Raw genomic sequence first — 26,558 nt, forward strand, 5'->3', positions numbered from 1 at the left:
TAGCCCGGATCATTCACTGCTGAGAGGTGTTGACCGCGTGTAGATGCACGGAAGTGCCTGTCCAGCAAGGGAATCTTGGACTTGCGACGGTTCAAGATCTCTTGTCTGGAAGGCACTCCGTAGGTGAAGCGTACTTCGTGGTCGGCCGGCTTGTCGGTAACCGGTGATGGGACCGGCGTGGTGGCCCATGCCGGCAGCGCTGGCCTGCGGTTACTGGCGGATCGGACCGGTCTGACGAGCGCGGTCTCCACGGCATTGCAGCGTCGCTCGTTCACCCCGCGCCACGACCGTGGACGGGTGTTGGTCGATGTGGCGGTGATGCTCGCCGATGGCGGTGAGGCGATCGCCGATGTCGACGTGCTTCGTCACCAGTCGCAGGTGCTGGGGCCGGTGGCTTCAGCACCGACGGTGTGGCGGACCCTTGATGAACTGACCCCCGCGCGACTCAAGCGGATCGACTCCGCGCGGGCGCGGGTGCGTCGCCCTGTGTGGTCGGCGCTGCCCGATGGGTTGCCGGCATCGAAGGTCGCCGGCACCGACCTGGGCGAGGTGGTGGTGTTGGACGTGGACGCCACGATCGTGGTGTCCCACGGTGAGAAGGAGAACGCAGCGCCAACGTTGCAGGGCACGTTCGGGTTTCACCCGTTGGGGGTGTGGTGCGACAACACCACCGAACTGCTGGCCGCCCGACTGCGGGCGGGCAACGCTGGCGCCAACACCGCCGCCGATCACATCGAGGTGCTGGCCGCCGCGATCAACCAGATCCCCAGAGCGGTCTGTCTTCTTGACGGGTCGGATGTAAACGGCTCAACGGTTCAGCGTGGTCGCGGTCACGGTGAATTGCGATTGTGCGCCCGCCACCGAGGACTTCAGCGACATCTCGACCGCACTTGGCGTGTCCTACGCCCACTGGGGTTTGGGCGGCATCGACCACGGCATCCACCGCACGGCCGAGCAGGCCGGGCGAGTCTCGAAGGACATCCCGTCAATCACTCAGCCGGGCATTCCGATCAGGCACACACTGCTCGGCGCGACGTCACCGTCGTCGACGGCCAACCCCAGCCCGCTTCGGTGAAGAGACCATGAAGGACGTCGCGGGTTAGGGTACTGCGGAACCGGCTCTACATCAGCGCACACGGCGCCTGACCACCCTTATCGTCAAAGGCGCAGTCAGGCCTGACCCTGAGGTCCAGCAGTCTCTTGAACGGCGTCGACCTCCTTTCGGCCCGCTCATCACCAGCACCGCGAAATCAATGAGCGGGTGTCAGGGCTCGTGCGCGACCTACCGGAGTGCACCGACTTCACCCCTGATCGTGTATCGGGACGCGGCGTCTTCGGTCCGACGCGGGCCACACGTAGGGCAGGTCGTCGGCGACGTCGGGCAAGAGCCGCCGATAGAACCCGGGGTCCTTGCGCACCAGCGACGACTGATGACTGAGGTGGAACGCTTGGTCGCCGAGCCAGGGCGGCACTTCACCTGCGCGAATCAGCTCGTTCTGTTCACGAACGCCATCGAGTCCAGTTCCTGCCTTGAGATCGGCGAGCAGCGTGGCAGCGGTGGTGTCTTGATGACCGCGCTGCAGCCAGGCCTCAGATATTGCCAGCCCATAGCAGACCAGCGCTTCCTCATATCCAGCCCACATTGCCGCTGCAGGGTGGTGTCGCCACCCGTAGCCGGGCACGGTTATTGCCCTTAACACCTGGATGGTTTCGGCGCGTTGCTTGCCCAACCTGCGCGGGTCGAGCAGCTTCGCGGAGTCGGCGAAATCGCGACAGGGCAGGAAGGTTTGCACACGCCTGGCATACCCACTTTCCGACTTGCTCCCGTCCACGACTGCGAAACGTCGTGGCATCGGCCCGGGGGCACGTTTGCCAGCCGCGGGCGGGGGCATTCCCGGTAGTGCTTCTCTAAGTGAGCCCGCATGACGGCGTCTGACACCGTCGCCCTGCTACAGCTCGGCTGGTCGTGAGTTGCGTTGTTGCGCAACTCACGTCGTCACGATCACCTCAGCGTGCGCGCCGCGGCGCGTCGGTCCTCGGCGATGCGCTGTTCTCGGGCGTAGAGCAGCCCGTAGGTGAATCCGTTCTCGCCCGCCGTCGTGCCGGCAGTGATGGCCAAGCGTCGCAGGGCATCGATCGCGACGATCGTGTCTTGGTGATCTCCGAGCAACGATTGGATCTTCTTGTGTTGCTTGCGCCGTCGGTCCGCCGACGGATCGTGTGGGGCGACGAGCTCGGCGGCGTACCGGGCGCGCCTGGCCGCCTTGCGCGCTCGATGCAGCAACACGGGATCCTCGGCGTCGAGCGCTCGACCCAGTCGACGCTGCGCTTTGCGGCTAGCCTTGCGGGCGAATTTCCGCAGGGTCTTGGCTCCGAGGTCCGCCGCGACCGGTGGATCGGTGCGCCATCGGCGCAACGCGGTGAGGATGTCGAGATAACGAGCGGATTCCATTGCCTCGTCGACCGCCTTGCGGGCTGGGAATTCGATCGCCTGCAGATCGTTGCGGATGCGCGTTCGCACGGGTCCAAGCACGACATCGTCGGGCAGGGCGTCGACGGCGTCGGCGAATCGTCCTTGTTGGACCTGGCTGTCTCGGACGTCGCCGAGAAGGCTGGCGAACCACTTCAACTTCGCGTCGACGTCCCCCGGCGTGTCGTCAAGGACGTCCTTGAATACGCGCAGAGTGCTACGGAGTCGCCGGATGGCCACACGGGTGTCGTGAATGGGATCCTTGCCCCGTCGCAGATCGACGTCGCCGACCACGATCTGGTCGATCTGATCGTTGAGGTAGCTGACCACCACACTGGCCGCCTTGGACAGAACAGCCGGCGCGGACACTCCGGTGGCGTGTTCCAGCTTGGACGGATAGGTCGACGGTTTAGCCCCAGCGGCGCGTAACCTTCGCCGCAACTTCTTCGGCACATCGGACACGCCGGGGCCTAGCTCGACCTCGATCTCCCGCCATACCAGCAGATCGGCTCCGCTGGAGGCGCGCACCGTGTCGTCGGCGATCTCGAAGCGGAGGTCGCCCCCCGCGGTGACGCGGTGGCGGTGCCGCGATGTGCGAATCGTCGCCGCGTTCGACAGCTCTTTGCCCAGCGCCACCCCGGTGAGCAGCCGGCTCAACTCATCGGGCGGCGTATTCGAAAGGGGCCAATGCAACTCGAGTCGCCCGTCACCGCTGGGCAACTTCACCTGCCATCCGGTGTCGTCGTCGCCGTCGCGGCGGCGCACGACGATCCCGTGCGCACGCAGGTCGTAGTCGCCGGTGTCGTAGTAGACGCTGCCCAGTTCCACGGTGTCGGTATGGACTTCCGCGTCACGCGACAAGTCGTCAATGTCAGGAAGGACGAAGTCACTCTCGACCGCCCATTTGTCTTCACGTTCCAGGACTTCTCGCATCGAAGGCGAATTTCCGTCCGACGCGCCGGTTAAACCTCGACGGAACACTGGGCCTGGTCCGCGCTGAGGACAACCGGCGGCCCGCCGCGCGCGAACACAACGTGCCGATGCTCAATGACGCGCTCGGGTCCACCCCGTTGATGCCGTTGCGGCGCAGGCTCTTGACGTGCGCCTCGTAGATGATCGAGTCGGCGTATTCGTGCTGCGGCGGCCGGTCGGTACCCCAGTCGACGAACGGATTGATCACGACCGACTTGGCAATTACGGGACGGCGCAGCGGATCGTGGTTGCTGCCGCGGCGCGCCTGCAGAACGGCCTCGTGGCTGCCAGCTGAGACCGTTCGGTATCACTCGTCCAGCGCGCCGCAAAGAGCAGCCGCACACTGGAGACGAAGCGGGGAACGGGCCTGGAGGGTCCCATGCGCACTACATGTGCACTACGGGTCTCGTGGCGTCGATGGGTGCAGTCGGGGCTGGGGACGCGGACCAGGTGCGCCATGCGGTCTGCCCGGGCCAGTAGCCAAGCCGTCGCTGAATGCGAGTTCCGGAAGCGAGGTCGTCGACTGCCACGCGTCTCTGACTGCACGGTTGTTCAAGGCCATCTGTCTGCGCTGCGAGGACTCCGGTGGCCGCCAACTCGCGTGGGATGGCAGCTGGGGCATTCCCGGTCAGGGCGGGGGAGGCATGACGATCGCTTTCGCGGTCAGGCCCCGGATCCCGATGTCGCCCAGCGCTCTTCGGTCTCTTCCAGAGTGACGAGAACTGTCACCTACCAAGTAAGTGCTGTGCAGGGCCTTCCTTGGTGTATCGACGGTGAATGCTGGGTAATCATGAAGTGAAGCGTTCGAGCTTCAGCGGGTGCATGGCCGACACGAGGAGTGATTATGGGGCTTGTAGACGCCACGCTGCGCGGTGCCACCAAAGTCGTGAATGCCACCACCGCAGCAGCCGGCGCGGTATCGGGCGCCGCGGTCAGTGGTGTCGTCGGCGGCGTGCGGGGAACCGTGGACGGGGTACTGAGCGGAGTCAGCAGTGGAAGCCGCTCGACGCCCGCCGCCGCGCTCACGCTCGCCGTAGTCGGTGCGGCGGGACTGGTCGAGTGGCCGATCGTGCTCGTCGTTGGGGGCACCGCGCTCGTGGTGCGGCAGCTGACGCGCCCGCCGGAGGCCACTTCGACAGGCGGCGGACTGCGTTCGGTACCGACCCGCTCGACCGCCTCGGCGGACCGCCGTTCAACGCAACGGTCGACCTCGACGGCCTCGAGGGCCACCCCGACGCCGTCGAAATCTGCGCCCAAGGCGGCGAAGTCGGCACCCAAGGCGGCGAAGTCGGCGGCACGCAAGGCGTCGAAGTCGGCGGCACGCAAGGCGTCGCCCAGACGTTCGCAGCCGAGTTCATAACATCGCCCCCGCATTCACCGTCAACGGCAACTGCAAGATGGACTTGACGCGCGTCGTGAGACGGTGCGCCGGCGCGGGCGTGCAGGCGACGAGCGCTTTCGTTGACATCGCGGGGGCGGTCGGCGCGGCGTCGGTGCACGCGGCGGGTTCCGCGACCTCGAGCGTGGTCTCCGGTGGCATCGGCGTGGCGACTTTGCCGTTGCGCATGGGCACGGATCTGATCCTGGGTTCGGGCTCCGTGGACTCTGTGGTCGCAGTGGCGCGGGAAGTCCTCGGAGGTGCGCCGAGTAGGCGGTGCTGGCAGGGCGGCGGCCGCGCCTGGGTGGAAGTCCGTGGGCTCAACGGGACCGTGGGCCGCGCGGTAGGCGCCGCCGTGCTCGTCGCGGTGCGCTCGCATCCCGGGGTGGTGTCCGCGGAGCTCAACGGTCCGTTGTCGCGGGTGGTCATCTCGGTGGCGGCTGAAGGGGCCCGCCTTGGCGAGCTCTGTGATCTGGTCGGCGCGGCGGAAGCACGGGCTGGGCAGGTGGGTACCTCGGCTCGGGAGCGGGTGCCGGATCTGCCGGGCGATGGCGTCGTGCTGATGGGACGGGTCGCTGCGGTCATTGCCAACAGTGCTGGTCTGTGCGCCGCGGTGACCGGGCGGGCGCTGGGGTGGCCGAGCCTGCCCGAGATGTTTTCCGCAGCAGTCACCGTGGTGGACTACCAGCCGCGGTTGCGCCGGCTCATCGAGGACCGCTTGGGGTCGGTGGCCGCCGACACCGTCGTCGGCCTCGCCGCCGCGACCGCGTACACCATCACCCAGGCACCCGCCTCGTTGGTCGTCGATCTGGCCATTCAGTTAGTGCATGCCGCCGAGGCGCGCTCGGGGCAGCGGTCCTGGTCGCACTGGGAGCCGTTCCTGGCCGAGCACGCCGACTGCCCGGATGTCATCGAGCGGCAACCGAGGCCTCACCTCCGCCCGCCCGGCCCGGTCGAGCGGCACGGCGACCGCAGCGGGCTGGCGCAGGTCGCGGGCGCGACGGCGATCGGCCTGGTGAGTCGCAGCGTTGCGACGGCTGCGACGGCGGCTGTCGTGGCAGCACCGAAGGCGTCGCGCAGCGCGCGGGAGTCCTTCGCGGGCACGCTCGGATGCGGGCTGGCCGACCGGCACGCCGTTCTGGCGTTGCGTCCGGAGGCCTTGCGGCGCCTGGACCGGGTCGACGTCGTCCTGCTCGATCCGCGGGTGCTGTGCACCGGGGCATTGCGGGTCCAAGCCATCCGGGGCGCGCCCGACGCGCGCCGCGTGCAGGCCTGGGAGTGCGCCATGGCTGAACTGGATCGCAGAGTCCTCGCCGCCGGCTGGCACCGTCTGCAGGGTTCTTGGACTTCCGAGGGTGGTCGGCGGCCGCGCTTCGACGTACGGGTCTGCCACGCCCCGGACCCATTGGCGTCAGCGGTGATCAACGAGGCCAGCAACGGCGCCGTCGAAGTGATGTCACTGGACGTCGAGGACCTCGGCGATCTGCGTTCTGCGTTCGACGATCTGCGACCTGTGGGCGACCGGTCGATCGACCAAGCTCTGGCGGACGCCGTGACCGATCTGCAGGACGGTGGGCACACCGTCGCGATGGTCACCTTTGGTGCACCGCAGGCACTCTCGGGTGCCGACGTGGCGATCGGCGTGCGGTCGGACGGTGGGCCGCCGACCTGGCACGCGCATCTGATGGTGTCGGACTTGGCCAGCGTGTGGCAGCTGCTGCATGCCCTGCCAGCGGCGCGCGCCGCGAGCCGCAGCGGTGTGCAGATCTCCATCGGCGCATCTCTGCTGGGAACGCTGCTCATGGTGCCGGGTGTTCGTGGCCGCGGCCCCGGACCGGTGACCGCGGGCGCAGGGGTCGGCCTCTGGACGGGTTACCGGCTGGCGCGCGGTGCACTCGGGGCCGACATCCCGCCCCCCGTCGAGGTTCAGGAGTGGCATGCCATGCCGGCGGCCGAGGTGCGCAGGATCCTGCCGTCGCCGAACCGCGACGGAGCACAGCCCGCGCCACGGTCACTGCTACGGGCCGTATCCAGCGCCTCGATCGGCGTGGCGGGCCGGTTCGCGGGACCTCCTCAGCGGCTGGCGTCGGAGTTCGCCGGTGCGATGCGCACCGAGTTGGCCGATCCGTTGACTCCGATCCTGGCGATCGGCGCGGCAGCCAGCGCAGCACTGGGCTCCCCGGTCGACGCGGTCCTGGTCGGCTCGGTGCTGGCGGGAAACGCAGCACTGGCGGCGACCCAGCAAGTACACGCGCAACGCTTGCTTCGGCGGCTGCTGGCCGTCCAGATCGCACCGGCACGACGAGCATTCGACGATGCGGCGGGAAGGCGATACGAGGACACGCCTGCGCTAGAACTGCGGCCCGGAGACGTGATCGAGGTCCGGACCAACGAGGTGGTCCCGGCTGACGCGCGGCTGATCGCGGTCACCGACGTGGAGGTCGACGAAGCCGCGCTGACAGGGGAATCGCTTCCGGTGACCAAACAGGTTGCCCCGACACCGGGCGTCGCGGTGGCAGACCGGGCCTGCATGCTGTTCGCTCAAACCACCGTGGTCACCGGCACCGCGCTGGCGGTAGTGACAGCGGTGGGCGACCAGACGCAGGCCCGTCGCGCGCTGCACGGCACACTGGCAAGCGATCCCGCGGTCGGGTTGCAGGCTCAACTGGCAGAGCTGACCGACCGCGCGTGGCCGGTCAGCCTCGCCGGCGGCGCCGTGGTCAGCGCACTGGGGCTGCTGCGACGCGGAGGCCTGCGCACGGCTGTGGCCAGTGGCGTCGCCGTCAGCGTGGCCGCGGTACCCGAAGGGTTGCCGTTGGTGGCGACCCTTGCCCAGCAGGCCTCGGCGCGGCGGCTGACCAGATCTGGGGCGCTGGTGCGCAGTCCCCGTTCGGTGGAGGCGCTCGGACGCGTGGACGTGGTGTGCTTCGACAAGACCGGGACTCTGAGCGAAAACCGGTTACGGGTGTCGCGCGTGCAGCCCGCACCGGGCGTGCCCGCCGCCGAGGTGCTGGCGTGCGCGTCGCGCGCCACCGCCGACCCGGTGGGCGGACGCCATCTGCATGCCACCGACAGCGCCGTCATCGACGCGGCCGCCGCCGAATCATCGCCAGGAATCGGCCCAGGGAAGCGGCTGGCACACTTGCCGTTTCGCTCCGGCCGAGTGTATTCGGCGTCGGTGTGCGGTTCGGAGCTGACAGTCAAGGGGGCCCCGGAGGTCGTGCTGGCGTCCTGCGTCGGCCGCGACACCATGGCCGCCGTGGTGGGTGAGATGGCCGCCGACGGTCTGCGCGTGATCGCGGTGGCACGGCGGGCCCTGACCCCCGCCCAGGTGGCGGCCGCGATCGGCGATCCCGATGCGCTCGCCGAGCTGTGCGGCAAGGGCCTGAAAGCGGTGGGGCTGTTCGGGCTCTCCGACGCTCCGCGGCCTCAGGCAGCCGGATTGTTGGCCGCGTTGGCGCGGCAGCAGCTGGGGGTCCGGTTGATCACTGGCGACCACCCCATCACGGCCATGGCGATCGCCGCAGAGCTGGGCTTGGATGTCGGTGCGCGGCAGGCGATCACCGGTGCGGAGTGGGAGGCGTTACCACGTCGCGGACAGGAGCGGGCGGTCGCCGATCGGGTGGTCTTCGCGCGGATGTCACCGGAGCACAAGGTTCAGGTCGTTCAGACCCTGGAGCGGATCGGGCAGGTCTGCGCGATGGTCGGTGACGGCGCCAACGATGCGGCGGCGATCCGGGCCGCGACCGTCGGGGTGGGGGTGGTTTCCGGCGGGAGTGACCCGGCGCGGCTGGCGGCGGACGTGATGCTGCTCGACGGGCGCATCGAGTCGCTGTTGGACGCACTGGACGAGGGTCGTCAGCTGTGGCGCCGCGTGCAGGCCGCGGTCGCGGTCCTGCTCGGCGGCAATGCCGGAGAAGTGGCGTTCGCGATCATCGGCAGCGCCCTGACCGGACGGGCACCGCTGAACGCCCGGCAGCTGCTGCTGGTGAACATGTTGACCGACGCCCTGCCGGCTGCCGCGTTGGCCGTCAGCCCGCCGAATGCCGGGATGCGCTCTGCCGGAAGGGGTCCCGACCAGGCCGCCCTGTGGCGCACTGTCGCGGTGCGTGGTGGCGCGACGGCGGCCGCTGCTACCGGGGCCTGGGTGGTGGCCAGCATGACCGGGCGTCCGCAACGGGCCTCCACCGTGGGGCTGGTCGCGTTGGTCGGCGCCCAGCTCGGCCAGACGCTGCTGGACTCGCACAGTCCGTTGGTGGTGCTAACCGCCGCCGGGTCGATGACGGCGTTGGCCGGGGCCGTCATGACCCCGGGGCTCAGTCAGCTGTTGGGCTGCACCCCTCTGGGGCCGGTGGGCTGGACCCAGGCACTGGGAGCGGCCGCGGTCGCGACGGCCGGTGCCGCGCTGGTGCCCGTGATCACTGGGCGGCTGTTTGCCCCACCGTTGCCGGTCTCCGACGGGCCGGAGTCGCCCTCGGAGCACCCTGACCAAGGCTCGGGTCAGTCGACGATCTCCACCACACCTGCCCGCCACAACACCGCATACAGCTCTCGCAACGGCACGGCCAACAACCGGGCAACCGCGCCGGTCAACGGGTCCGCACCGGGTCCGCTCGTAGGCTCTGACACACCGTGAGCATGACCACCATGAATGCCCAGAAGCTGAAGAAGCCATGACCAGGAGGCAACCAATGGCCGACCAAACACCCCGCGCCACATCACACCGCGGCGCCGTGGACCGGATACGCGAGGCCGAGTCCTTCGCCGTGCAGCTGCCCATCGTCGGTCGTGTCCGCGTTCCGCGGCCCGATCAACTGGCCTACTACGGTGGGCTGGCTGTCCTGGCCGCGATCGAGATCATCGACTGGCCGGTCGCGCTTATCATCGCTACCGGTCACGCATTGGCCAACAACCACCACAATCGCGTCGCCGAAGAACTCGGTGAAGCCATCGAAGAGGCGTAGGCGGACGAGCACACGCGCGTCCGGACCGGGGCGGGTGCAGTCGGCACCAAGGCACGGCCGTCGCGGACATTTATGAGCGCGAACAGGAACGCGTCCGCCCTTCGACCATCAGGCCAGTGATCAACGGCCGCTGGCGCCGCTGTGCGGGATATCCCTGCGGTGGAAGCACTGTTACGTCGCATAACACGCCGTTGCATATCTCGCAGCACAGGCACGCGCCGCGTAACAACGCCACAGAACATTCGCCGCAGCTCAGGGGCTATTTCTGCAGGTAATGCCAGGGGTTCGAATCCCGTCAGCTCCACTCTCGAATTGCGTAGGCGACTCCGGATCAAATATTGCGTTGACGGTCGATTGAGGTCGTCGCAAGCCTCGCCGAGTAGAACGGCCCCGCAACGTGTATCGCGCGCCGATGGTCGTTTGCGGTCTCGGGGATTGTCCTAAGTCTCGACGGAGTGGGCCATCAGGCCGAGCGGGTCAACGCGCGGCCTGATGTGACCCTCGTGCCCGAGCAAGCTGAGCCCACCGCGCTAGTGTCCTGAGTCGTTAATACATTCGTAGTTGTTAGACTGGGCTATGCCAACCCCGCATGCTGTCGAAATCGTGTTGACCGAGGCTGAGCGCGGCGAATTGGAAGGTTGGGCTCGTCGGCGTACGAGTGCTGCTGGTTTGGCGATGCGGGCACGAATTGTGTTGGCGGCGGCTGATGGTGGGTCCAATACCGAGTTGGCGCAGCGGTTGGAACTGTCTATCGCGACCGTGCGGCGCTGGCGTAACCGGTTCGCTGAGTTGCGTTTGGACGGGTTGGTTGATGAGCCGCGTCCGGGTCGGCCGCGCGTGGTCGGCGATGACCGGATCGAGGCGTTGATCACCAAGACCTTGGAAACCACCCCGCCGGATGCCACGCACTGGTCGACCCGTTCGATGGCCGCCCATCTGGGGCTGAGCCAGTCGATGGTGTCTCGGGTGTGGCGCGCGTTCGGCCTGGCCCCGCACAAGCAGGATTCGTGGAAACTGTCCAAAGATCCGCTGTTCGTGGCCAAGGTCCGCGACGTCGTCGGGCTGTATCTGAACCCACCCGAGCGGGCCCTGGTGCTGTGCGTGGACGAGAAGACGCAGATCCAGGCCTTGAATCGCACTCAACCGATATTCCCGATGCTGCCGGGCACCCCGGCTCGGGCCAGCCACGACTACGTCCGCCACGGCACCTCGAGTCTGTATGCCGCACTGGACCTCACGACCGGAAAGGTGATCGGCGCCCTGCACTCGCGTCACCGGGCTACTGAATTCCTGGCCTTCCTGCGCAAGATCGACGCCGAAGTCCCCGCCGATCTCGACGTGCACCTGGTCTTGGATAACGCCTCCACGCACAAAACCTCTGCGGTAAAGCGTTGGCTGACAAACCATCCCAGATTCATCATGCACTTCACCCCGACCAGTTCCTCATGGCTCAACCTCGTAGAACGCTGGTTCGCCGAGTTGACCACCAAGAAACTGCGCCGCGGCACCCACACCTCGGTACGGCAACTCAACGCCGACATCCGCGCCTGGATCGACACCTGGAACGACAACCCGCGCCCCTACGTCTGGACCAAAACCGCCGACCAAATCCTGGCCGGCATCGCCAACTACTGCACCCGAATTAACGACTCAGGACACTAGACCTGCTCGGCCAGCTCGGTCAGATGTCTCAGCGAGTTGTCCAGGTGCTGCTGGCCGAACGGAGGGAACGCGATGTCGCGCTGATGCGGCGGCACCCGTGACCAGTCGTAGGTCAGCGTGACCTCGGTTCGCTCAGCACCGACCGGCCCGAGGTCGTAGCGCCAGACCCACCCGCCGTACTCGACAGCGCCGTCGTCGGAACGTTGGCGACCAGGGATGTGGCGAGGTTCCGTGCCGGGCTGCCATGCGATGGTGCGCGGTCGGTCGAACACCTCGACCCGGTTGGCCATTTCGTAGTATTTGTTGGGATGTCCGTCGTGGTACATCCCCATTCGGAAGACTTGGCCGGTCTCGGTCAGCCGATCGCCGTCGACTGGTTGCCGTACCCATCCCGTGCCATCGATCGCCACGTGGGTCGACGGATCTGCCAGCAGGTCGAACACGGTTTCGGCCGGCGCGATGATGACGGCCGTCGCGACCATGGTTTCTTCGTTCATGCCAATACCGACCATCAGCGGCGGGAAAGGTCATCGAAGCCGTACGGCACGACGGACGTCGCGCCGGTCCCGAATTGGGCCGATGGCAGCGTGCCGCAAGCTAAGGGTGCGGGTGACGTTGTGGCGATGAGGGTCGGTCGATCTGCGTCCACGTGCCGTTCTGCGCGCTTGCAGCTATGGCGTCGGCGATGAGGGCCTGCTCGACGCCGTCGTCGAACGTCGGGTAGTTCGGAGTGGCCGTGGGTCCGCCGGCTGCCACGGCCTGGTAGACGGCGCGGTACATCGCCTTGAACGCATCCGGGAATCCCTGCACGTGTCCGGCGGGGTAGTCGCCGGCCGTGGCTGCCTGGCCACCGGGCACCGCGCCGCGCAGCAGGATCTGGTTGGGCTCGTCGCGGCGCCCGACCCACAGTTCCTCGGGGTTCTCCGCACACCAGCGCAAAGACGCCTTGGACCCACTCACCTCCAGGGACAGATGGTTCTTGCGGCCCGGCGAGACCTGAGACAGCGTCAGGACGCCGCGCGATCCGTCGTCGAACCGAATGAGGATGCCTGCCATGTCCTCGGTGTCGATCGCAGTGCGTTCGGAGGGTCCGTCGACCGGCCCGTCGAAGGTCTGGGCCGACGCCGTGAGAGGGCGAAGTCGGGTGGGAATCGCCGTCGCGAGGTCGGCCATGACCGCGTCGATCCGGCGCCCGGTGACGAAGCCCGCGAGATCGAGCCAGTGTGACCCGATGTCGCCGACCGCTCGAAGTGTGCCACCGAGGTCGGGTTCGAGGCGCCAGTTCCAGTCGGATTCATCGGCGAGCCAGTCCTGAAGATAGGTGCCATTGACGAGTCTGACGTCCCCGACTTCGCCGGATTGCACACGGCGCCTTGCCTCTTGACACTGCGGATAGAAGCGCTGCATGAAACAGACGGCATGGACCAGACCCGATGAGTGTGCGACGTCGCAGAGTTCGGCCGCTTCGGCCGAACTCATTGCCAGCGGCTTCTCGCAGACGACGTGCTTGCCCGCGCGCAGCGCACCCAGTGCGTGTTCATGATGCAGGTGGTTGGGCGAGCACACGTGTACGACGTCGATCCGGTCGTCGGCCACCAGGTCCTGGTAAGCCCCATAGGCCGACGGCAGTCCGAGCGCCTGGGCCTGCTCCTGGCCGCGCGCCGGTGAGGATCCGGAGACGCCAAGGACGGTCACGCCGATTCGCCGTAGGGCCTCGGTGTGCACGGATGCCATGAACCCGGTACCGACGATGGCGGCGCGCAGCGGTGTCATGTAGTCATGATCGCTCGTGCGCCGAACGGGAACCCTTCGATCCCGACGATGCGCTGCAATCTGGATGAATCCGGGATACGGCATCCGTTCAGACCGTCAGGGAACACGATGAGAGGGATCAGTCATGCGAATCGTCGCCATTGGTGGAACGGGTCTTATCGGCTCGAAGTTGGTGCACGGCTTGACCGAACGGGGTCACGATGTCGTTGGCCGCAGCCCCGTCGACGGGTGTCAACACATTGACCGGTGACGGCCTGTCCGAGGCGCTCCGTGGTGCGGAGGTCGTCGTCGACGTCTCGAACTCTCCGAGGCTCGACGGCGCCGCCAAGGAGTTCTTCAAGACTGCCACCACCAATTTGCTCAGGGCCGAGGTGGAAGCAGGCGTCGGTCACCACGTCGCGCTGTCGGTGGTGGTCACCGATCGGCTCGCTCCCAAGAGCGAGTACTTCGAAGCAAACTGGCGCAGGAGAAGCTGATCAGCGAGGGTCCGATTCCCTACTCGATCGTGCATGCGACGCAGTTCTTCGAGTTCCTCAAGTCCATCGCGGATTTTGCCACCATCGACAACGAGGTGCACCTGCCGCCTGCACTGATTCAGCCGATGGCGTCCACCGACGTCGCCGTTGCTGCGGTCAATGCCCCCGTCGGTGGCATCACCGAAGTGGGTGGTCCGCAGCGGTTCCGCCTACCCGACCTCATCCGGCGCTGATCGCCCGTGGTGATAGCCGTGAAGTCGTCGCCGACTCCGCCGGTTACTGGGGAATCCCGATCGACGAACGCGACCTCGTCCCCGGTGACGGTGCAACGCTCTTCGACATCCGCTTCGAGGACTGGATCCTCGAAACTGCTGCCAAGGGGTAAGAAGGCAGACGGGTATGGACGTTTACGAGGCGGTCAAGAGCCGGCGGGCGGTGCGCGGATTTTTCGACCGACCCGTCCCCGCAGAGGTGCTGCGCCGTGTGCTGGCCGCCGCCGCTTGGGCGTCGTCGGGATCCAACCTCCAACCGTGGCATGTGTACGCAGTGACCCGCGCACCACTGACGCAGCTCCGGAAGCTCGCTACCGAGCGGGTGGCTGCCGGTGACCTTGGGATGAGCGGGAGTTCGAGATCTACCCGAGCACCCTGAAATCCCCGTATGGGGACCGCGCCGAGCCGCCTTCGGCAAGGACCGTTACAGCGCGCTCGGCATCGTCCGCGAGGACTGGGAGGCCCGCCAGCGCAAACTGGTATTGCTTCGGCGCCCCGGCCGCCCTGTTCTGCTATGTCGACCGTGACCTGGGGATGCCTCTGTGGTCGGATCTCGGAATGTATCTCCAGACGGTCATGCTGCTGTTGCGCGCCGAAGGACTGCACAGCTGTCCGCAGATGGCGTGGTCACAGGTCCGCAAGACCGTCGCCGAGATCGTGTCGCCCCCGCAGGAGCTGATGCTCTTCTGCGGTATGTCAGTCGGCTACCAGGATCCCTCCGTGACGTACGTGCGTACCGGTCGGGCTCCGCTCGACGAGACGGTCACCTTCATCCACGACTAACTTCGGCGGTCGGTCTAGAACGAGATCATGACGGGCAGTGAGATGTGTTGTCCCATCACCGTTGTGGTGAGGTCTCGTTCGGCGCAGAGTCCTCCGACGTGGGCGCGAAGCCAACCTCGGTGAACGGGCCGATGGTGTCGCCGCCGCTCAGCGCCCAGACGAATTGCCAGTCAATTACAAGACTTAATCCAGCATGTGCCCAGTTCGGCGCGAGACTCTCAACAGACGCGCATGTCACATCAAGCGGTACCACAGGAACAGTTAGGACGTAGCCATGAAGCGTACGAAGATATTTCGAGCAACACTGTTCGCTGGAGCGGCGCTTGTAGCCACGGGCGCCTTTACTGCAGCGCTTGGCCAGGAGATGGGCGGCCATACCGTACCGGCCACGGTGACCAGCGCGTCGGGCATGACCGTCGGGGATACAGCTACGACGACGGTGGCTCCGTCCACCATTGCTACGCCGATCGCGTCGCCCGCCATGAAGGCAACTTTGCCCTGCGGATTCACCTCTCACTGCTGAGCTCGGCTACCCCTGTCACCTTGCGGTGCGTTGCGAACAGATCTAGAGCAGCTTGCTCGACGGTCTTCTCGACGAGCAGGACGTGAAGGGCAGCGTCGCCGAGGGGGATGAAGCTATCGTGGCTGGAAACGCGGGAAAGTTGACCGCGGTATCCATCTTCGATGAGGGCGGCCAGTACGTGCTGGCCGACTCCTCCGGTGCGGCGCGTCTCGTCGACGATGAGGACGCGGCCGGTGGCGTTGGCGTCGCGAAGGATGTCCTCGACGGGCAGCGGGTTGAGTCATCGCAGGTCGGTGATTCTTGAATGGAATTGGTGATCACGGCGTAGGCGCTCTGCGACACGGAGACTCATGGGCACGCCGTTGGCGAAGGTGACGATCGTCAGGTCTGTCCCTTCGCCGTGGGTGCGTGCTGTGCCCATGGAGGGGTTGACGTCGTCTGTGGCCGCAGAGAGCCAGGCGTCGTCACGATCCTCGTGCAACCCGCGGGTGTGGTACAGCGCGATGGGTTCGAGGAAGAGCGACAGAGCGCCGGCAGTTCCTGCGGCGTTGATGGATTGAGCCAATGTCTGGCCTTCCGGACACCGCGGTGCGGACTGCGAGGCTCGCTTGGCGTCGCGCAGGGATTTGTCAGGGGTTGGACGACCGGGGCGGCCGACTTCAGCTGGGGTAGTTCGGCTAGTTCTTCCTTGGCCAGACCCATGACGGTGGCGCGCTTGTGTTCGTACAGGTCGAGAACCTCGGTGGGACTGAGATGGCCGTTGTCGACGAGGAGCCGTGCGGTGGTCAGGACGGGGTCGCGGGAGTAGTCAGTGGTGATGTCGCGAGGCGAGCGGTACGCGGCTTCGTAATCGGATCCGGCGTGGCCCATCAGTCGCACGGTGTGCAGGTGCAGGAAGGCTGGCCGACGGTGTCGGCGTACGGAATCAGCGGCCGCGGTCGCAGCGGTCAGGGTGGCTGGGAGGTCGCCGCCGTCCGCGGTGAGGTAGGTCAGTCCGGTGCGGTTGGCGTAGGTGGATTCGATCCAGCCGGCGGCTGTCTTGGTGCTGATGCCGATGCCGTTGTCCTCGCAGAGGAATAGCAGGGGCACGTCCAGTCCGCGGTAGGTGGCGTTGAGTGCAGCATTGATGGCGCCGACGGCGGTCGAGTGATTGGCCGAGGCGTCACCGAAGCTGCAGACCGTGGTGGCGTCGGCCGGCCATGGGCACGTGTCGGTGAGCTCGTGGGCGCGTCCCAACGTGAATGCCACTCCGAGGGCGCGCTGCAAATGCGAGGCGATGGGGGAGGTTTGGGGGATGACGTGCAGGTCGTGTCGGCCGAAGACTTGTGTCGTCCGCCGGAGATCGGTTCTTCCGTGGCCGCCACGATGCCGAGCAGGACATCGCGCAGCGGCGACGCCGGCGTTGCCTTCGTGCCCGGAGGAGCCGATCGTGTAATAGCCAATCCCGTCGGCGCGCAGGGCGCGCGGCCAGGTCGAGGTGGCGGCTGCCGAGCTGCGCGTCGAACAGGTCGAGTGCCTGGGCGACGGTCAGCGCCGCCCCGGGCCGCAATGGTGCGTCGTCGTCGCGCACAGTGCTGGTGGTGTCGAGGTCCGGGTAGGCCCGCAGGGAGGCGGTGAAGTGGTCATCGATCGGTTCGGCCATGTCGAGGACTCCTCACGTCGATGGGGGTGTGATGGCTCCTCAGCGGAAAGGTACTCGCGGCTGTGGGGCTGGGGAGTGGTCACACGAATACGGGATGGATCAGATGTTCCATCGCGCCCATCAGAAACGGATCCAGGTGGTTTTGATGCCCGTGTACTTCTCCAGTGCATGCAACGAGAGGTCACGACCGAAGCCGCTCTGTTTGAAACCGCCGAACGGAGTCTGGGCGCTGAGCGCATCGACGGTGTTGACCGATACCGTGCCTGCCCGCAGTGCGCCCGCGACCGTGTGCGCGCGTCGCAGATCGTTGGTCCAGACAGAAGCCGCTAACCCGTAGATCGTATTGTTGGCCAACGTGATTGCCTCAGCGTCGTCGTCGAACACCTGTACCGAAAGTACCGGCCCGAAGACTTCCTCGGTCACCAGTTCGGCTGTCGGCCCGAGACCCGCGACGATCGTTGGCTCGATGAAACACCCCCGGCCGTTGACCGTGTGTCGATTCCCGCCCACGATGATCTCGCCTTCCTGGCCGGCGCGATCGACGAATCCCAACACGTGGTCCGTGTGTGATTCGTCGACGATCGCGCCCATCCCGGCTTCGGGATCGAGGGGGTTTCCTGGCCGAAGCGATCGCGCTCTGTCGACGAGATCGGCGACGAACTGCTCGGAAATCGAGCGCTGGACGAGTAGACGCGAGTTGGCAGAGCACACGGCGCCCTGGTTGTAGAACGCCCCGAAAATTGCCATCTCCGCGGCTTGTTCGAGGTCGGCGTCGGCGAAGACCAGGTTCGGACTCTTACCACCGCACTCCAACCACACCTGCTTCAGATTGGAGTCAGCAGCGTAGTGCAGGAACTGCTTTCCGGTCGCGGTGGATCCGGTGAAGGCCAACACGTCGACGTCGGCGTGAAGACCGAGTGGGGCGCCCGCAGTCGGGCCCAGTCCGGGGACCACGTTCAGCACACCGGGTGGAAGGCCGGCTTCGACGGCCAGTTCTGCCAGTCGCAGGGCGGACAGGGGTGCCTGTTCGGCAGGTTTGAGCACGACGCTGTTACCGACTGCCAGTGCTGGTGCAAGCTTCCAGACTGCAAGGTCCAGAGGGAAATTCCACGGCGTTACCGCTCCGACGACCCCCAGCGGCACCCTGGTTACCAGCGCAAGATTTCCCGGTTCGGTGGGCGCGATCTCACCGTTGACCTTATCCAGTGCTTCTCCGTAGAAGGCGAAGAGATCGGCAGCCGAGGGTACGTCGACGTCATAGGCCTCCGTCACCAACTTGCCCATGTCCATGGAATCGAGCAGGGCGAGTTCGACGCGGTGTTCACTGATGAGCTCGGCGAGGCGCAGCAGAACCCGTTTGCGGTGTGCAGGCGACGTTTTCGACCACACTCCGGACTCGAAGGACGCGCGTGCGGCGGCCACCGCGGCGTCGACGTCGACCTCGCTCGCCGACGCGACGGCAGCCAGTAGCTCGCCAGTCGCAGGGTTGACCGTGTCGAAGGTGGCGCCCGATGCCGCGGCACGAAAGTCACCGTCGATGAAGATGCCGGTTCTCGGTTGCACGTGCCCGGCGAGGTCCGTCCACTGTGCGAGGGTCGTGGGTTCAACAGTCGTGGGTACCAACATGTGCTCCTTCGAGCCTTGGAGGGATCACCGGGTCACCGGCTGCGCGCCGGTTCGACGGGGTGATGGGAAGGAAGATCCCGACTTCGCTGCTCAGTTCGGTGACTTCACGCCGGAACGGCACCGGACGTTCCTCGGCCGGTTCGTCGAGCTCTTCGGCGTAACGATGTCCGGCCCACACGGCAGCGGCGATGGTGGCCGGCGCCCAGGCATCTCCGGCGGCACGCACACTCTTGAGTCCCGCTGGCCCCCATTCCGATTCGCGTGCCTGAAGGGCGTCCAGAAGTCGGTTCTCAGGCAGTCGGGCAGTGACGAGAACAACCGCGTCCGCCGCCGTCTGGCCTGGGTCGCCGGTGAACACACAGGCCGTGGTCACCGAGTCGGGTCCGATGGCAGTCACCGCAGTGTTCGTCTGTACCCGCACTCCGGCGCGGATCACTCGCTTGCGGATGCGGGCCACCTCGAGTGTGTGGGTGGTCCACTGCGACACATGTGCTGCAGGGGTGATCAATACGACGTCGAATCCCTCGGCGGCGAGAAGCTCTGACAACACCCCACCCATGTAGTAGTGGTCGTCGTCGAAGATCACGATCCGTCGGGCTTCGGGTCGCAGGCCGGCCATGACGTCGTCCGGGCTGAGAATGCTTGCGCTCTCGTCGATCTCGATGGGATGGGTGTGCCACCGTCCGACACCGTCGCGGCGCCAATGGGACCCAGTGGCGAGCAGGACGTGGTCGAAGTCGTTGTCGATGACGTCGTCAGCCGTCATCTCGCTTTGCATGAAGACTTCGATGTCGTCGAGCTTGTTGATCTGTTGCAACCGGTAGTCGACGACTCGTATCCAGGCGGACAGGCCGGGTAGTTTCGCTTCGCGATCGACACGGCCACCGAGCACCCGACTGGCCTCGGCCAGGCTGACGGTGTAGCCGCGATTGCCCAACGATCGCGCCGCCTCGAGTCCAGTGGGGCCCGCGCCGACAACTAGGACGTGGGAGTCCGACTTCCTGGGCTGGATGCGTTCTGGGTGCCAGCCGCGGCGGAATTCCTCGCCCATCGTGGGGTTCTGCGTGCAGCGGATCGGTGACATCGTGAAGTCGCCGGACACGCAGATGTTACACCCGATGCACTCGCGGATGTCTTCGAGGTGACCCGTTTCGATCTTCTTGGGAAGGAATGGGTCAGCAATCGAAGGTCGTGCGGCACCGATGAAATCAAGTACGCCGCTTTTGATTTGGTGAACCATTGTGTCCGGGGAGGTGAAGCGGCCGACCCCGACCACCGGTTTGGTGGTCAGCTGCTTCAATCCCCGTGCGTAGGGTTCCTGTTCGGCCTCGGGGCCGAACCGCGACGTAACCGAATCGTCCTCCCAGCTGCCCAGGACGAAGTCCCACAGGTCTGGGTGTTCGCCGAGCATGCCGATGACGTCTTCGATCTCGGCACGGGTGATTCCGTCGTCGCCGAGCAGCTCGTCGATGGTGATGCGGCAGGCGACCGCAGCCCTTCCGTCGACAGCCTCGACGGTGTCCTCGAGGATCTCGCGTAGGAGCCGGGCCCGGTTCTCCAGACTTCCGCCGTACTCGTCGGTCCGGTTGTTGTAGCGCCGCGACAGGAAGTGGTGCAGACCCCCCAAGCAGTGGCCGGCGTACACGTAGACGATGTCGTAGTCGACTGCGAGGGAGCGTCGGACCGCTTGCCGGTGCCAGTTTCGAAGGTCGGCGATGTCGGACTTGGTCATCGCCCTGGCCTGTACCGGGTCGTAGTTCCACGACACGACGGGCAGATGCTGGGGTGCCAGCGGCGTTTCCCGGCTGATCAGGTTGGGGCTGTTGAGGCCGTTGTGGGCAAGTTCGATGCCGGCGAGAGCGCCTCCGTCGTGGATCTTCTCGGCGATCTTGGCCAACGCGGGCATGTCCTGGTCGTCCCACAACCGCAGTTCGATGAACGGGCCGACATCGGATGTCGGGTGTATCTCGACCTGTTCGGTGCACACCACCGCCCAGCCGCCCTCGGCCTTCACCTGTCGCATGAAGGCCTGGCTGGATGGGTCGCGGTAGCCCATTCCGTTGCAGTGCGGAACCTGAAAGAACCGGTTGCGCGCGGTCAGCGGTCCGATCTTGACCGGTTCGAACAGAATGTCGTATCGCGGGTCTCGCATGGATCTCTCCCGTTGGTGCCGCAGCGTGACGATCGGGACTGACGCGTATCCCGGTGGTCAAATCGTCGGCCGTGTGTTTACCCCAGTCAATTAGATGTTTCAGTTGATCTACATCACGAATGCCGATGTTAGGTCGCGGCCTGACACTTCTGAATTGCAGATGCAGAAGCGCGAAAAAACGTGCCTTACAGATCCGCATCGATGGATTCAGTGTTGTGGATCACAGGTGGTGGGTACCTCGGATCCCTCCACACCGACAGACCCAGATCCGAAGCGCAGAAAGCGAGAGGCTGATGGACCCCACGAATCCGCCCTGTGCTTTGCGTGGGTCGCATTGGGCAGCTGGGTCGCGGTGTTTCCCGGCACGCTGGACCGGTCCTTCGGTCTGAGCTACGACTTCCAGGAGGTCTGGGGCGTCAGCGCGGGAGAATTCGAGCTCTTCACGCTCGGCACACTCGCCGCCCTGGGGGGCTGGGAGCCGTAGGATATCTAACTGCCAAACCGCTCCGGGTCGAGCAGCGCGACACTGAGCAGTCCCCGTTCAGGTCGTCGACTGCGGCAACCGAGGGTTTACTACCGAGAGGTAGGTCGACCGGTACTAGGAGTGGGTGAGTGGTTCGTCGGCCAGACGTCACGCTGACTCAGCTGAGGTACTTCGTGAAGGCGGCGACGTACGGCAGCATGACGAAGGCTGCCGACGAGCTGCGGATCGCACAGTCGGCAGTCTCGGCGGCCGTCTCGCAACTCGAGCACCAGATAGGGACCCAGCTGTTCATCCGGCAGCGCGCCCGCGGGCTCGTTCTCACCACCGCGGGTGAGGAGATGCTGCGAGACACGCGGGCGCTCCTCGAACACCTCGGCGAGGTGCTGGATTCGGCCAGTGGTCAGGCCGGTCAGGTACGCGGTCGGATCCGGGTGGCGTGTTTCGTCACCCTCGCGCCCTTCGCGCTTCCTCGCCTCATCTCCGAGCTCGGCACCAAACATCCCGATCTCGACGTCGAGGTCGTGGAGACCCACGCGCACGAGGTTCGCGCCATGCTGCGAAATGGCACCGCCGAGGTGGCGCTGACCTACGACCTCGGGCTGGGCGAGGGCATCGACACCGAAGTCCTCCACATCGCCCGGCCGTACGTCGTGCTGGCCCGAGATCACCCGCTGGCCACCTCCGACAGCCTCGATCTCGTGGACCTCGCCGCAGAACCCATGGTCCTGCTCGATCTGCCGGACAGTCGCGATTACTTCGAGTCGATGATGATCGATGCCGGGGTGAAACCCCGAATTCAGTATCGATCCGCGAGCTACGAGACAGTGCGCGGGATGGTCGCACGCGGGCATGGATTCTCGATACTGAACCAGGAACCCGCCCACCACGGCACCTACGACGGAGGGGAGGTCGTCGCAGTGCCGATCCGCGGCGACGTCCCTGGACTTCCGATCGTGATCGCGCGTGCGCACGTCGTACGGGTCACGGCACGGGCGCGCGCCATCGAAGAAGCTGCCCGCACGATCTTCGCCGCCGACGATTCGCACTGACTCGGGCTTCCGACGGATCTCTGTTGCATATGTGCTTTGTCAGTTATCTGTGTTTTACAGATAGCGGGCGAGCGGCCCACGATAGGGGTCATGGGTAATCACATCCGGATCCGGCCGTTCAACACCCGCGACACCTATCCCGAGCAGACTCTCGACAACGATCTCGCCCAGGCCGTCGTCGCCGGCGGCGTGGTCTACCTGCGCGGTCAGATTGGTCAGGATCTCGACACCAGGGAATCGGTCGGCATCGGGGACGTCGAGGCACAGGCCGAGAAGGCGATGGCAAACATCGCCATGTTGCTCTCCGAATCGGGTAGCTCGGTGCAGGACATTGTGAAGGTGACGGTGTACCTCGTCGACATCCGTTACCGCGAACCGGTGTACCGGGTGATGGGCCGCTGGCTCAAGGGAGTGCACCCGGTCTCCACGGGGCTCGTGGTCAGCGCGCTCGCCCGCCCCGAGTGGCTCGTCGAGATCGATGCCACCGCGGTGATCTCCGATCCGGGGGGCACCGCGTGACGTTCTCCCTCACGGTCCGCGACGAATCGGGCGCGTTCGGCATGGTGATCTGTTCCTCGAGCCCGGCCGTTGCCTCACGTTGTGTTCACCTGCGCGCCGGCGTCGGCGCCGTCGCGAGTCAGAACGTGACCAACCCACGGCTGGGTGCTATCGCGCTGGACGCGCTTGCCTCGGAGCTCGATGCCGAGGAAGCGCTCGCCGCCGCATTGGCTTCTGAAGACCACCGCGCATACCGGCAACTCGTCGTCGTCGATCGTCGCGGCAACACTGCCGTCCACACCGGCGAGCACGCGCTGGGGATCTACCACCACGCGCAGACGGAAAGTGCTGCGGCAGCGGGAAACATGCTGCGCGACGAGGTAGTCGTCGAGTCGTTGCTTTCCGGCTTCACCGACTCGTCGGCCGGGTGCCTGGAACTGCGACTACTCGACGGTCTCGCCGCGGCTGTCCTCGCTGGAGGCGAGGCGGGGCCGGTGCACAGCGCCGGCCTCCAAGTCGTCGAAGACGTACCTTGGCCGGTCACCGATCTCAGGGTCGATTGGCATGACGACCCGGTAGGCGAACTCCGGCGTCTCTGGAGCGTATGGGAACCCCAGAAGCAGGACTATCGGATCCGCGGGTTGGATCCCACCGCGGCTCCGTCCTACGGCGTGCCGGGTGATCTGTGAGAGCCACGCTGGAGCAATCGATCCTGGACCTGGGGGACCGGACGCAGGATCGCATCCTGAAGCTGTCCCACGACCTGCACCAGAATCCCGAGATCGCTTGGGAAGAGCTTGTTTCGGCGGCGAGAGTGGCAGGCGAACTCGACGACGCCGGCTTCACAGTGGAGCCGAACTTCGTCGGACTGCCCACGGCGTTTCGGGCCCACCGGGGGAGCGGTCCGCTGCACCTTGCCCTATGTGCCGAATACGACGCCTTGCCCGGCTTGGGCCACGCCTGCGGCCACAATGTCATCGCGGCCATCTCGACCGGCGCCGCTCTGGCCCTCAGCCCCTTCGTCGACGATCTCGGCATCACGCTGTCGGTGTTCGGTACACCTGCCGAAGAGGGTGGTGGCGGCAAGATCGAGATGCTCGAACGGAACGCGTTCGCGGGCGTACACGCCGCGGCGATGGTGCACCCCGGCCCCGTCGACGTAGCACGAGCGGAGCCTTACGCCGTATCGCACAGCCACATCGCCTTCGAGGGAAGGGCTGCGCACGCCGCAGCCTTCCCCGACCGCGGAATCAACGCCGCCGACGCCTTCACCATCGCCCAGGTCGCCATCGGTCTACTGCGGCAGCAACTCCCATCCGACGTACGGGTCCACGGCATGATGACCCGCGGCGGCGAGGCGCCCAATGCGATACCGCAACGTACCGAAGGCCGCTGGTACGTACGAGCGCGAACCCTGGATCAGCTTGAGCAGCTGGAGCCCCGCATCCAACGCTGCTTTGCCGCAGGGGCGCTCGCAACCGGCTGCGAGCTGACGATCGAACCGGAGAGCAAGCCATACTCGGAATTTCGCAACGACGAACGACTGCTCAGCGTCTACACACAGCGCGCGGAACGACTCGGCCGTCGATTCTCAACGGGCGCAGACAGTTTGATGAACCGGGCATCGACGGATATGGGCAACGTCTCGCAGGTCATCCCGGCGATCCACCCCTACATCGGAATCGACTCGCTGCCCGCGGTCAACCACCAACCCGAGTTCGCCGCGGCGGCCGCGTCCCCGGCAGCAGACCGTGCCGCGATGCAGGGCGCACTCGCGCTCGCCCTTACGGTGCTGGACATCGCCTCCGACGAGTCAGCTCGACGGCGATTGATCGACCATGTCCAGGACTGAGCATGATCTGCTTGGCGATCACGAGGTCCCCGACGACGCGTACTACGGCGTGCACACCGTCCGCGCCCTGGAGAACTTCGTCATCACCGGGATCCCGATCTCGCGCTATCCGGAGCTCGTCGTCGCGCTCGCCTGCGTGAAGGAGGCCGCGGCGCGCACGAACCATCGCTTGGGTCTGCTCGACGCCGAACGTGCCGACGCCATCGTGGCCGCCTGCGCGGAGATCCGGGCCGGCAAATTGCACGATCAATTCGTCGTGGACGTGATCCAGGGTGGCGCAGGAACATCGACCAACATGAACGCCAACGAGGTGATCGCCAACCGCGGGCTGGAGTTGCTCGGTCACCGCCGCGGGGACTACGTCCACCTTCATCCACTCGAGCACGTCAACCTCGGGCAGAGCACCAACGACGTGTACCCGACCGCGCTGAAGATCGCCATGCAACTGGCCGTGCACCGTCTTCAGTTGGCGATGTCGGAATTGGTTGCGGCATTCGCGGACAAGGCGATCGAATTCGGCGGCTTCCTGAAGATGGGACGAACCCAGCTTCAAGACGCGGTTCCGATGACCCTGGGCCAGGAGTTCGGCAGCTACGCGGTGATGGTGAGTGAGGACGCTGATCGGCTCGGTGAAGCGGTGCTGTTGATCGCCGAGATCAACCTCGGCGGAACTGCGATCGGGACAGGTCTCAACGCCCACAGCCGCTACGCGCAGCTCGTCTGTGAAGAGCTGCGCGCCGTGACCGAACTACCGCTGGTCACCGCCTCGAACCTGGTGGAGGCAACCCAGGACGTGGGTTCGTTCGTCCAGCTGTCCGGTGTGCTCAAGCGCACCGCGGTCAAACTGTCCAAGATCTGCAACGATCTGCGGCTGCTGTCTTCGGGCCCGCGCGCCGGCTTCGGCGAGATCAACCTGCCGCCGGTGCAAGCCGGGTCGAGCATCATGCCCGGCAAGGTCAATCCCGTGGTGCCCGAGGTCGTCAACCAGGTGGCCTTCGAAGTGATCGGCAATGACATCACCATCAGCATCGCGGCCGAGGGCGGTCAGTTGCAGCTCAATGCCTTCGAGCCGATCATCGCGCACAGCCTGTTCGAGTCCGTGACGCACCTGACGGCAGCGTGCGACGTGCTGCGCTCGCGGTGCGTGGTGGGCATCACCGCCAACGTCGGCCACATGCGCGAGATGGTCGACCGTTCGATCGGGCTGGTTACCGCCCTCAACCCCTACATCGGCTATGAGGCCGCCACGAGGTTAGCCGCCGAGGCGCTCGAATCCGGTTCCGACGTAGCATCTCTCGTCCTGGACCGTGGCCTGTTGACCGCGTCCCAACTCGAGATCATCCTGCAACCAGCGAACCTGACCCAGCCCCTGGCGAGCGACGAGAACAGCTAAACGACGCGATAGACGACCTCGCCACCGACCATGGTGAGAACCGTCCGCAGATCACTGATCTCGTCGACGGTGAAGATGTCGCCGTCGAGCAGCACCAAGTCGGCCAACTTGCCGACCGCGATGCTGCCCGTGCCGTCGTCGCAATGGTTCGCGAAGGCGGACCCGGCGGTGTATGCGTTCACGGCTGTCCGCAAATCCAGTCCCTCGAGCGCCAGCAGGGGCGTGTCGAAGACCCCCGCCCCGATGGCGTGGGGGTCGGCGCGGGGGCCGGTGCGGTGTACCGCGGTGTGGATCGCCCACAGCGGGTTGGGATCGGTGACCGGCCAGTCGCTTCCCATGGCCAGCGTGGCGCCTTGTCGGTGCAAGGAGCCGAAGGGAAAGTGCCATGCTTCGCGCTCAGGACCCAGGAGACCGAGCTTGCGTTCGACGATCTCGGTATCGCGTCGCGCCCACAGGGCCTGGATGTTCGCCACCACGCCGAGTGCGGCGAACCGTGGAACATCCTGTGGATCCACGACATCCAGATGCGCAATTTGATGTCTTCCGTCGAAGTCCGGGTGTCGACGCACAGCGACCTCCAATGCGTTCA

The 26,558-nt window shown here is 66.1% G+C and carries 17 protein-coding genes and 6 pseudogenes; 13 read left to right on the forward strand and 10 right to left on the reverse strand.

The window, feature by feature from the left end:
- Positions 1-123: 123 nt before the first annotated feature.
- A pseudogene (locus tag QOI01_RS11590) lies at positions 124-768 on the forward strand (transposase); the annotation flags it as partial.
- Positions 769-1,301: 533 nt separating this feature from the next.
- On the opposite strand, the gene QOI01_RS11595 reads toward QOI01_RS11590, so the two are convergent.
- The 3 genes and pseudogenes from QOI01_RS11595 to QOI01_RS11605 all read right to left on the reverse strand — a co-directional run.
- Positions 1,302-1,793, reverse strand: coding sequence for an MSMEG_6728 family protein (locus tag QOI01_RS11595; RefSeq protein WP_526380993.1), 492 nt, complete (start codon positions 1,791-1,793; stop codon positions 1,302-1,304).
- A gap of 209 nt (positions 1,794-2,002) precedes the next feature.
- A complete protein-coding gene (locus QOI01_RS11600; protein ID WP_526380995.1) occupies positions 2,003-3,403 on the reverse strand; it encodes a CYTH and CHAD domain-containing protein in 1,401 nt (466 codons plus the stop codon).
- A 154-nt stretch (positions 3,404-3,557) separates the two neighbouring features.
- Positions 3,558-3,665: pseudogene (locus QOI01_RS11605) on the reverse strand (hypothetical protein); the annotation flags it as partial.
- Positions 3,666-4,286: 621 nt separating this feature from the next.
- Between QOI01_RS11605 and QOI01_RS11610 the strand changes: the two are divergent.
- Both QOI01_RS11610 and QOI01_RS11615 read left to right on the forward strand, forming a co-directional pair.
- Positions 4,287-4,802 carry a hypothetical protein gene (locus QOI01_RS11610; RefSeq protein ID WP_526380997.1) on the forward strand — a complete coding sequence of 172 codons (516 nt, stop codon included), beginning with the start codon at positions 4,287-4,289 and terminating at the stop codon, positions 4,800-4,802.
- Between the two features lie 205 nt (positions 4,803-5,007).
- Positions 5,008-9,249, forward strand: a pseudogene (locus QOI01_RS11615) (HAD-IC family P-type ATPase); the annotation flags it as partial.
- A 71-nt stretch (positions 9,250-9,320) separates the two neighbouring features.
- Here QOI01_RS11615 and QOI01_RS11620 read toward each other — a convergent pair.
- On the reverse strand, positions 9,321-9,539 hold the full coding sequence (locus QOI01_RS11620) for an Rv1535 domain-containing protein (RefSeq protein ID WP_526380999.1): 219 nt from the start codon (positions 9,537-9,539) through the stop codon (positions 9,321-9,323).
- Between QOI01_RS11620 and QOI01_RS11625 the strand changes: the two genes are divergently transcribed.
- Complete coding sequence (locus QOI01_RS11625) at positions 9,512-9,784, forward strand: hypothetical protein (RefSeq protein WP_526381001.1); 273 nt, start codon at positions 9,512-9,514, stop codon at positions 9,782-9,784. The two genes, QOI01_RS11620 and QOI01_RS11625, sit on opposite strands and share 28 nt — an antisense overlap.
- 576 nt (positions 9,785-10,360) lie before the next feature.
- The gene (locus tag QOI01_RS11630) at positions 10,361-11,446 is read left to right on the forward strand and encodes an IS630 family transposase (RefSeq protein ID WP_526381003.1); all 1,086 of its coding nucleotides are present in this window, start codon (positions 10,361-10,363) and stop codon (positions 11,444-11,446) included.
- On the opposite strand, the gene QOI01_RS11635 is transcribed toward QOI01_RS11630, so the two are convergent.
- On the reverse strand, positions 11,443-11,943 hold the full coding sequence (locus QOI01_RS11635) for an SRPBCC family protein (RefSeq protein ID WP_526381005.1): 501 nt from the start codon (positions 11,941-11,943) through the stop codon (positions 11,443-11,445). The genes QOI01_RS11630 and QOI01_RS11635 overlap by 4 nt on opposite strands.
- Before the next feature lie 100 nt (positions 11,944-12,043).
- On the reverse strand, positions 12,044-13,219 hold the full coding sequence (locus tag QOI01_RS11640; protein ID WP_526381007.1) for a Gfo/Idh/MocA family protein: 1,176 nt from the start codon (positions 13,217-13,219) through the stop codon (positions 12,044-12,046).
- Between the two features lie 124 nt (positions 13,220-13,343).
- On the opposite strand from QOI01_RS11640, the pseudogene QOI01_RS11645 reads away from it, so the two are divergent.
- Together QOI01_RS11645 and QOI01_RS11650 are read left to right on the forward strand one after the other, a co-directional pair.
- Positions 13,344-14,080, forward strand: a pseudogene (locus QOI01_RS11645) (SDR family oxidoreductase).
- Positions 14,081-14,094: 14 nt separating this feature from the next.
- Positions 14,095-14,750, forward strand: a pseudogene (locus tag QOI01_RS11650) (nitroreductase).
- Between the two features lie 506 nt (positions 14,751-15,256).
- Here QOI01_RS11650 and QOI01_RS11655 read toward each other — a convergent pair.
- From QOI01_RS11655 to QOI01_RS11665, 3 genes and pseudogenes are all read right to left on the reverse strand, one after another.
- Positions 15,257-16,915 (reverse strand): annotated as a pseudogene (locus QOI01_RS11655) (thiamine pyrophosphate-dependent enzyme).
- 120 nt (positions 16,916-17,035) lie between these two features.
- A complete protein-coding gene (locus QOI01_RS11660) occupies positions 17,036-18,541 on the reverse strand; it encodes an aldehyde dehydrogenase (RefSeq protein ID WP_526381009.1) in 1,506 nt (501 codons plus the stop codon).
- Positions 18,519-20,693 carry an oxidoreductase gene (locus tag QOI01_RS11665; protein ID WP_526381010.1) on the reverse strand — a complete coding sequence of 725 codons (2,175 nt, stop codon included), beginning with the start codon at positions 20,691-20,693 and terminating at the stop codon, positions 18,519-18,521. Before QOI01_RS11665 ends, QOI01_RS11660 begins: the two co-directional genes overlap by 23 nt.
- Before the next feature lie 334 nt (positions 20,694-21,027).
- Between QOI01_RS11665 and QOI01_RS11670 the strand changes: the two genes are divergently transcribed.
- From QOI01_RS11670 to QOI01_RS11695, 6 genes are all read left to right on the forward strand, one after another.
- On the forward strand, positions 21,028-21,177 hold the full coding sequence (locus QOI01_RS11670; protein ID WP_526381012.1) for a hypothetical protein: 150 nt from the start codon (positions 21,028-21,030) through the stop codon (positions 21,175-21,177).
- A 128-nt stretch (positions 21,178-21,305) separates the two neighbouring features.
- Positions 21,306-22,226 (forward strand): LysR substrate-binding domain-containing protein, encoded by a 921-nt coding sequence (locus tag QOI01_RS11675; RefSeq protein ID WP_526381014.1) that lies wholly within the window; start codon positions 21,306-21,308, stop codon positions 22,224-22,226.
- Between the two features lie 90 nt (positions 22,227-22,316).
- Positions 22,317-22,745, forward strand: a complete 429-nt coding sequence (locus QOI01_RS11680) for a RidA family protein (RefSeq protein WP_526381016.1) — start codon at positions 22,317-22,319, stop codon at positions 22,743-22,745.
- On the forward strand, positions 22,742-23,413 hold the full coding sequence (locus tag QOI01_RS11685; protein WP_526381018.1) for a DUF1028 domain-containing protein: 672 nt from the start codon (positions 22,742-22,744) through the stop codon (positions 23,411-23,413). Before QOI01_RS11680 ends, QOI01_RS11685 begins: the two co-directional genes overlap by 4 nt.
- Positions 23,410-24,576: a M20 family metallopeptidase gene (locus QOI01_RS11690; RefSeq protein ID WP_526381020.1), complete on the forward strand. Its 1,167-nt coding sequence runs from the start codon at positions 23,410-23,412 to the stop codon at positions 24,574-24,576. Before QOI01_RS11685 ends, QOI01_RS11690 begins: the two co-directional genes overlap by 4 nt.
- The gene (locus tag QOI01_RS11695; RefSeq protein WP_526381022.1) at positions 24,563-25,969 is read left to right on the forward strand and encodes an aspartate ammonia-lyase; all 1,407 of its coding nucleotides are present in this window, start codon (positions 24,563-24,565) and stop codon (positions 25,967-25,969) included. Before QOI01_RS11690 ends, QOI01_RS11695 begins: the two co-directional genes overlap by 14 nt.
- Here QOI01_RS11695 and QOI01_RS11700 read toward each other — a convergent pair.
- On the reverse strand, positions 25,966-26,558 hold a 593-nt coding region (locus tag QOI01_RS11700; protein WP_526381024.1), incomplete at its 5' end, for an amidohydrolase family protein. The genes QOI01_RS11695 and QOI01_RS11700 overlap by 4 nt on opposite strands.

Source organism: Mycobacterium sp. (genome assembly GCF_032162605.1).
Lineage (GTDB): Bacteria > Actinomycetota > Actinomycetes > Mycobacteriales > Mycobacteriaceae > Mycobacterium.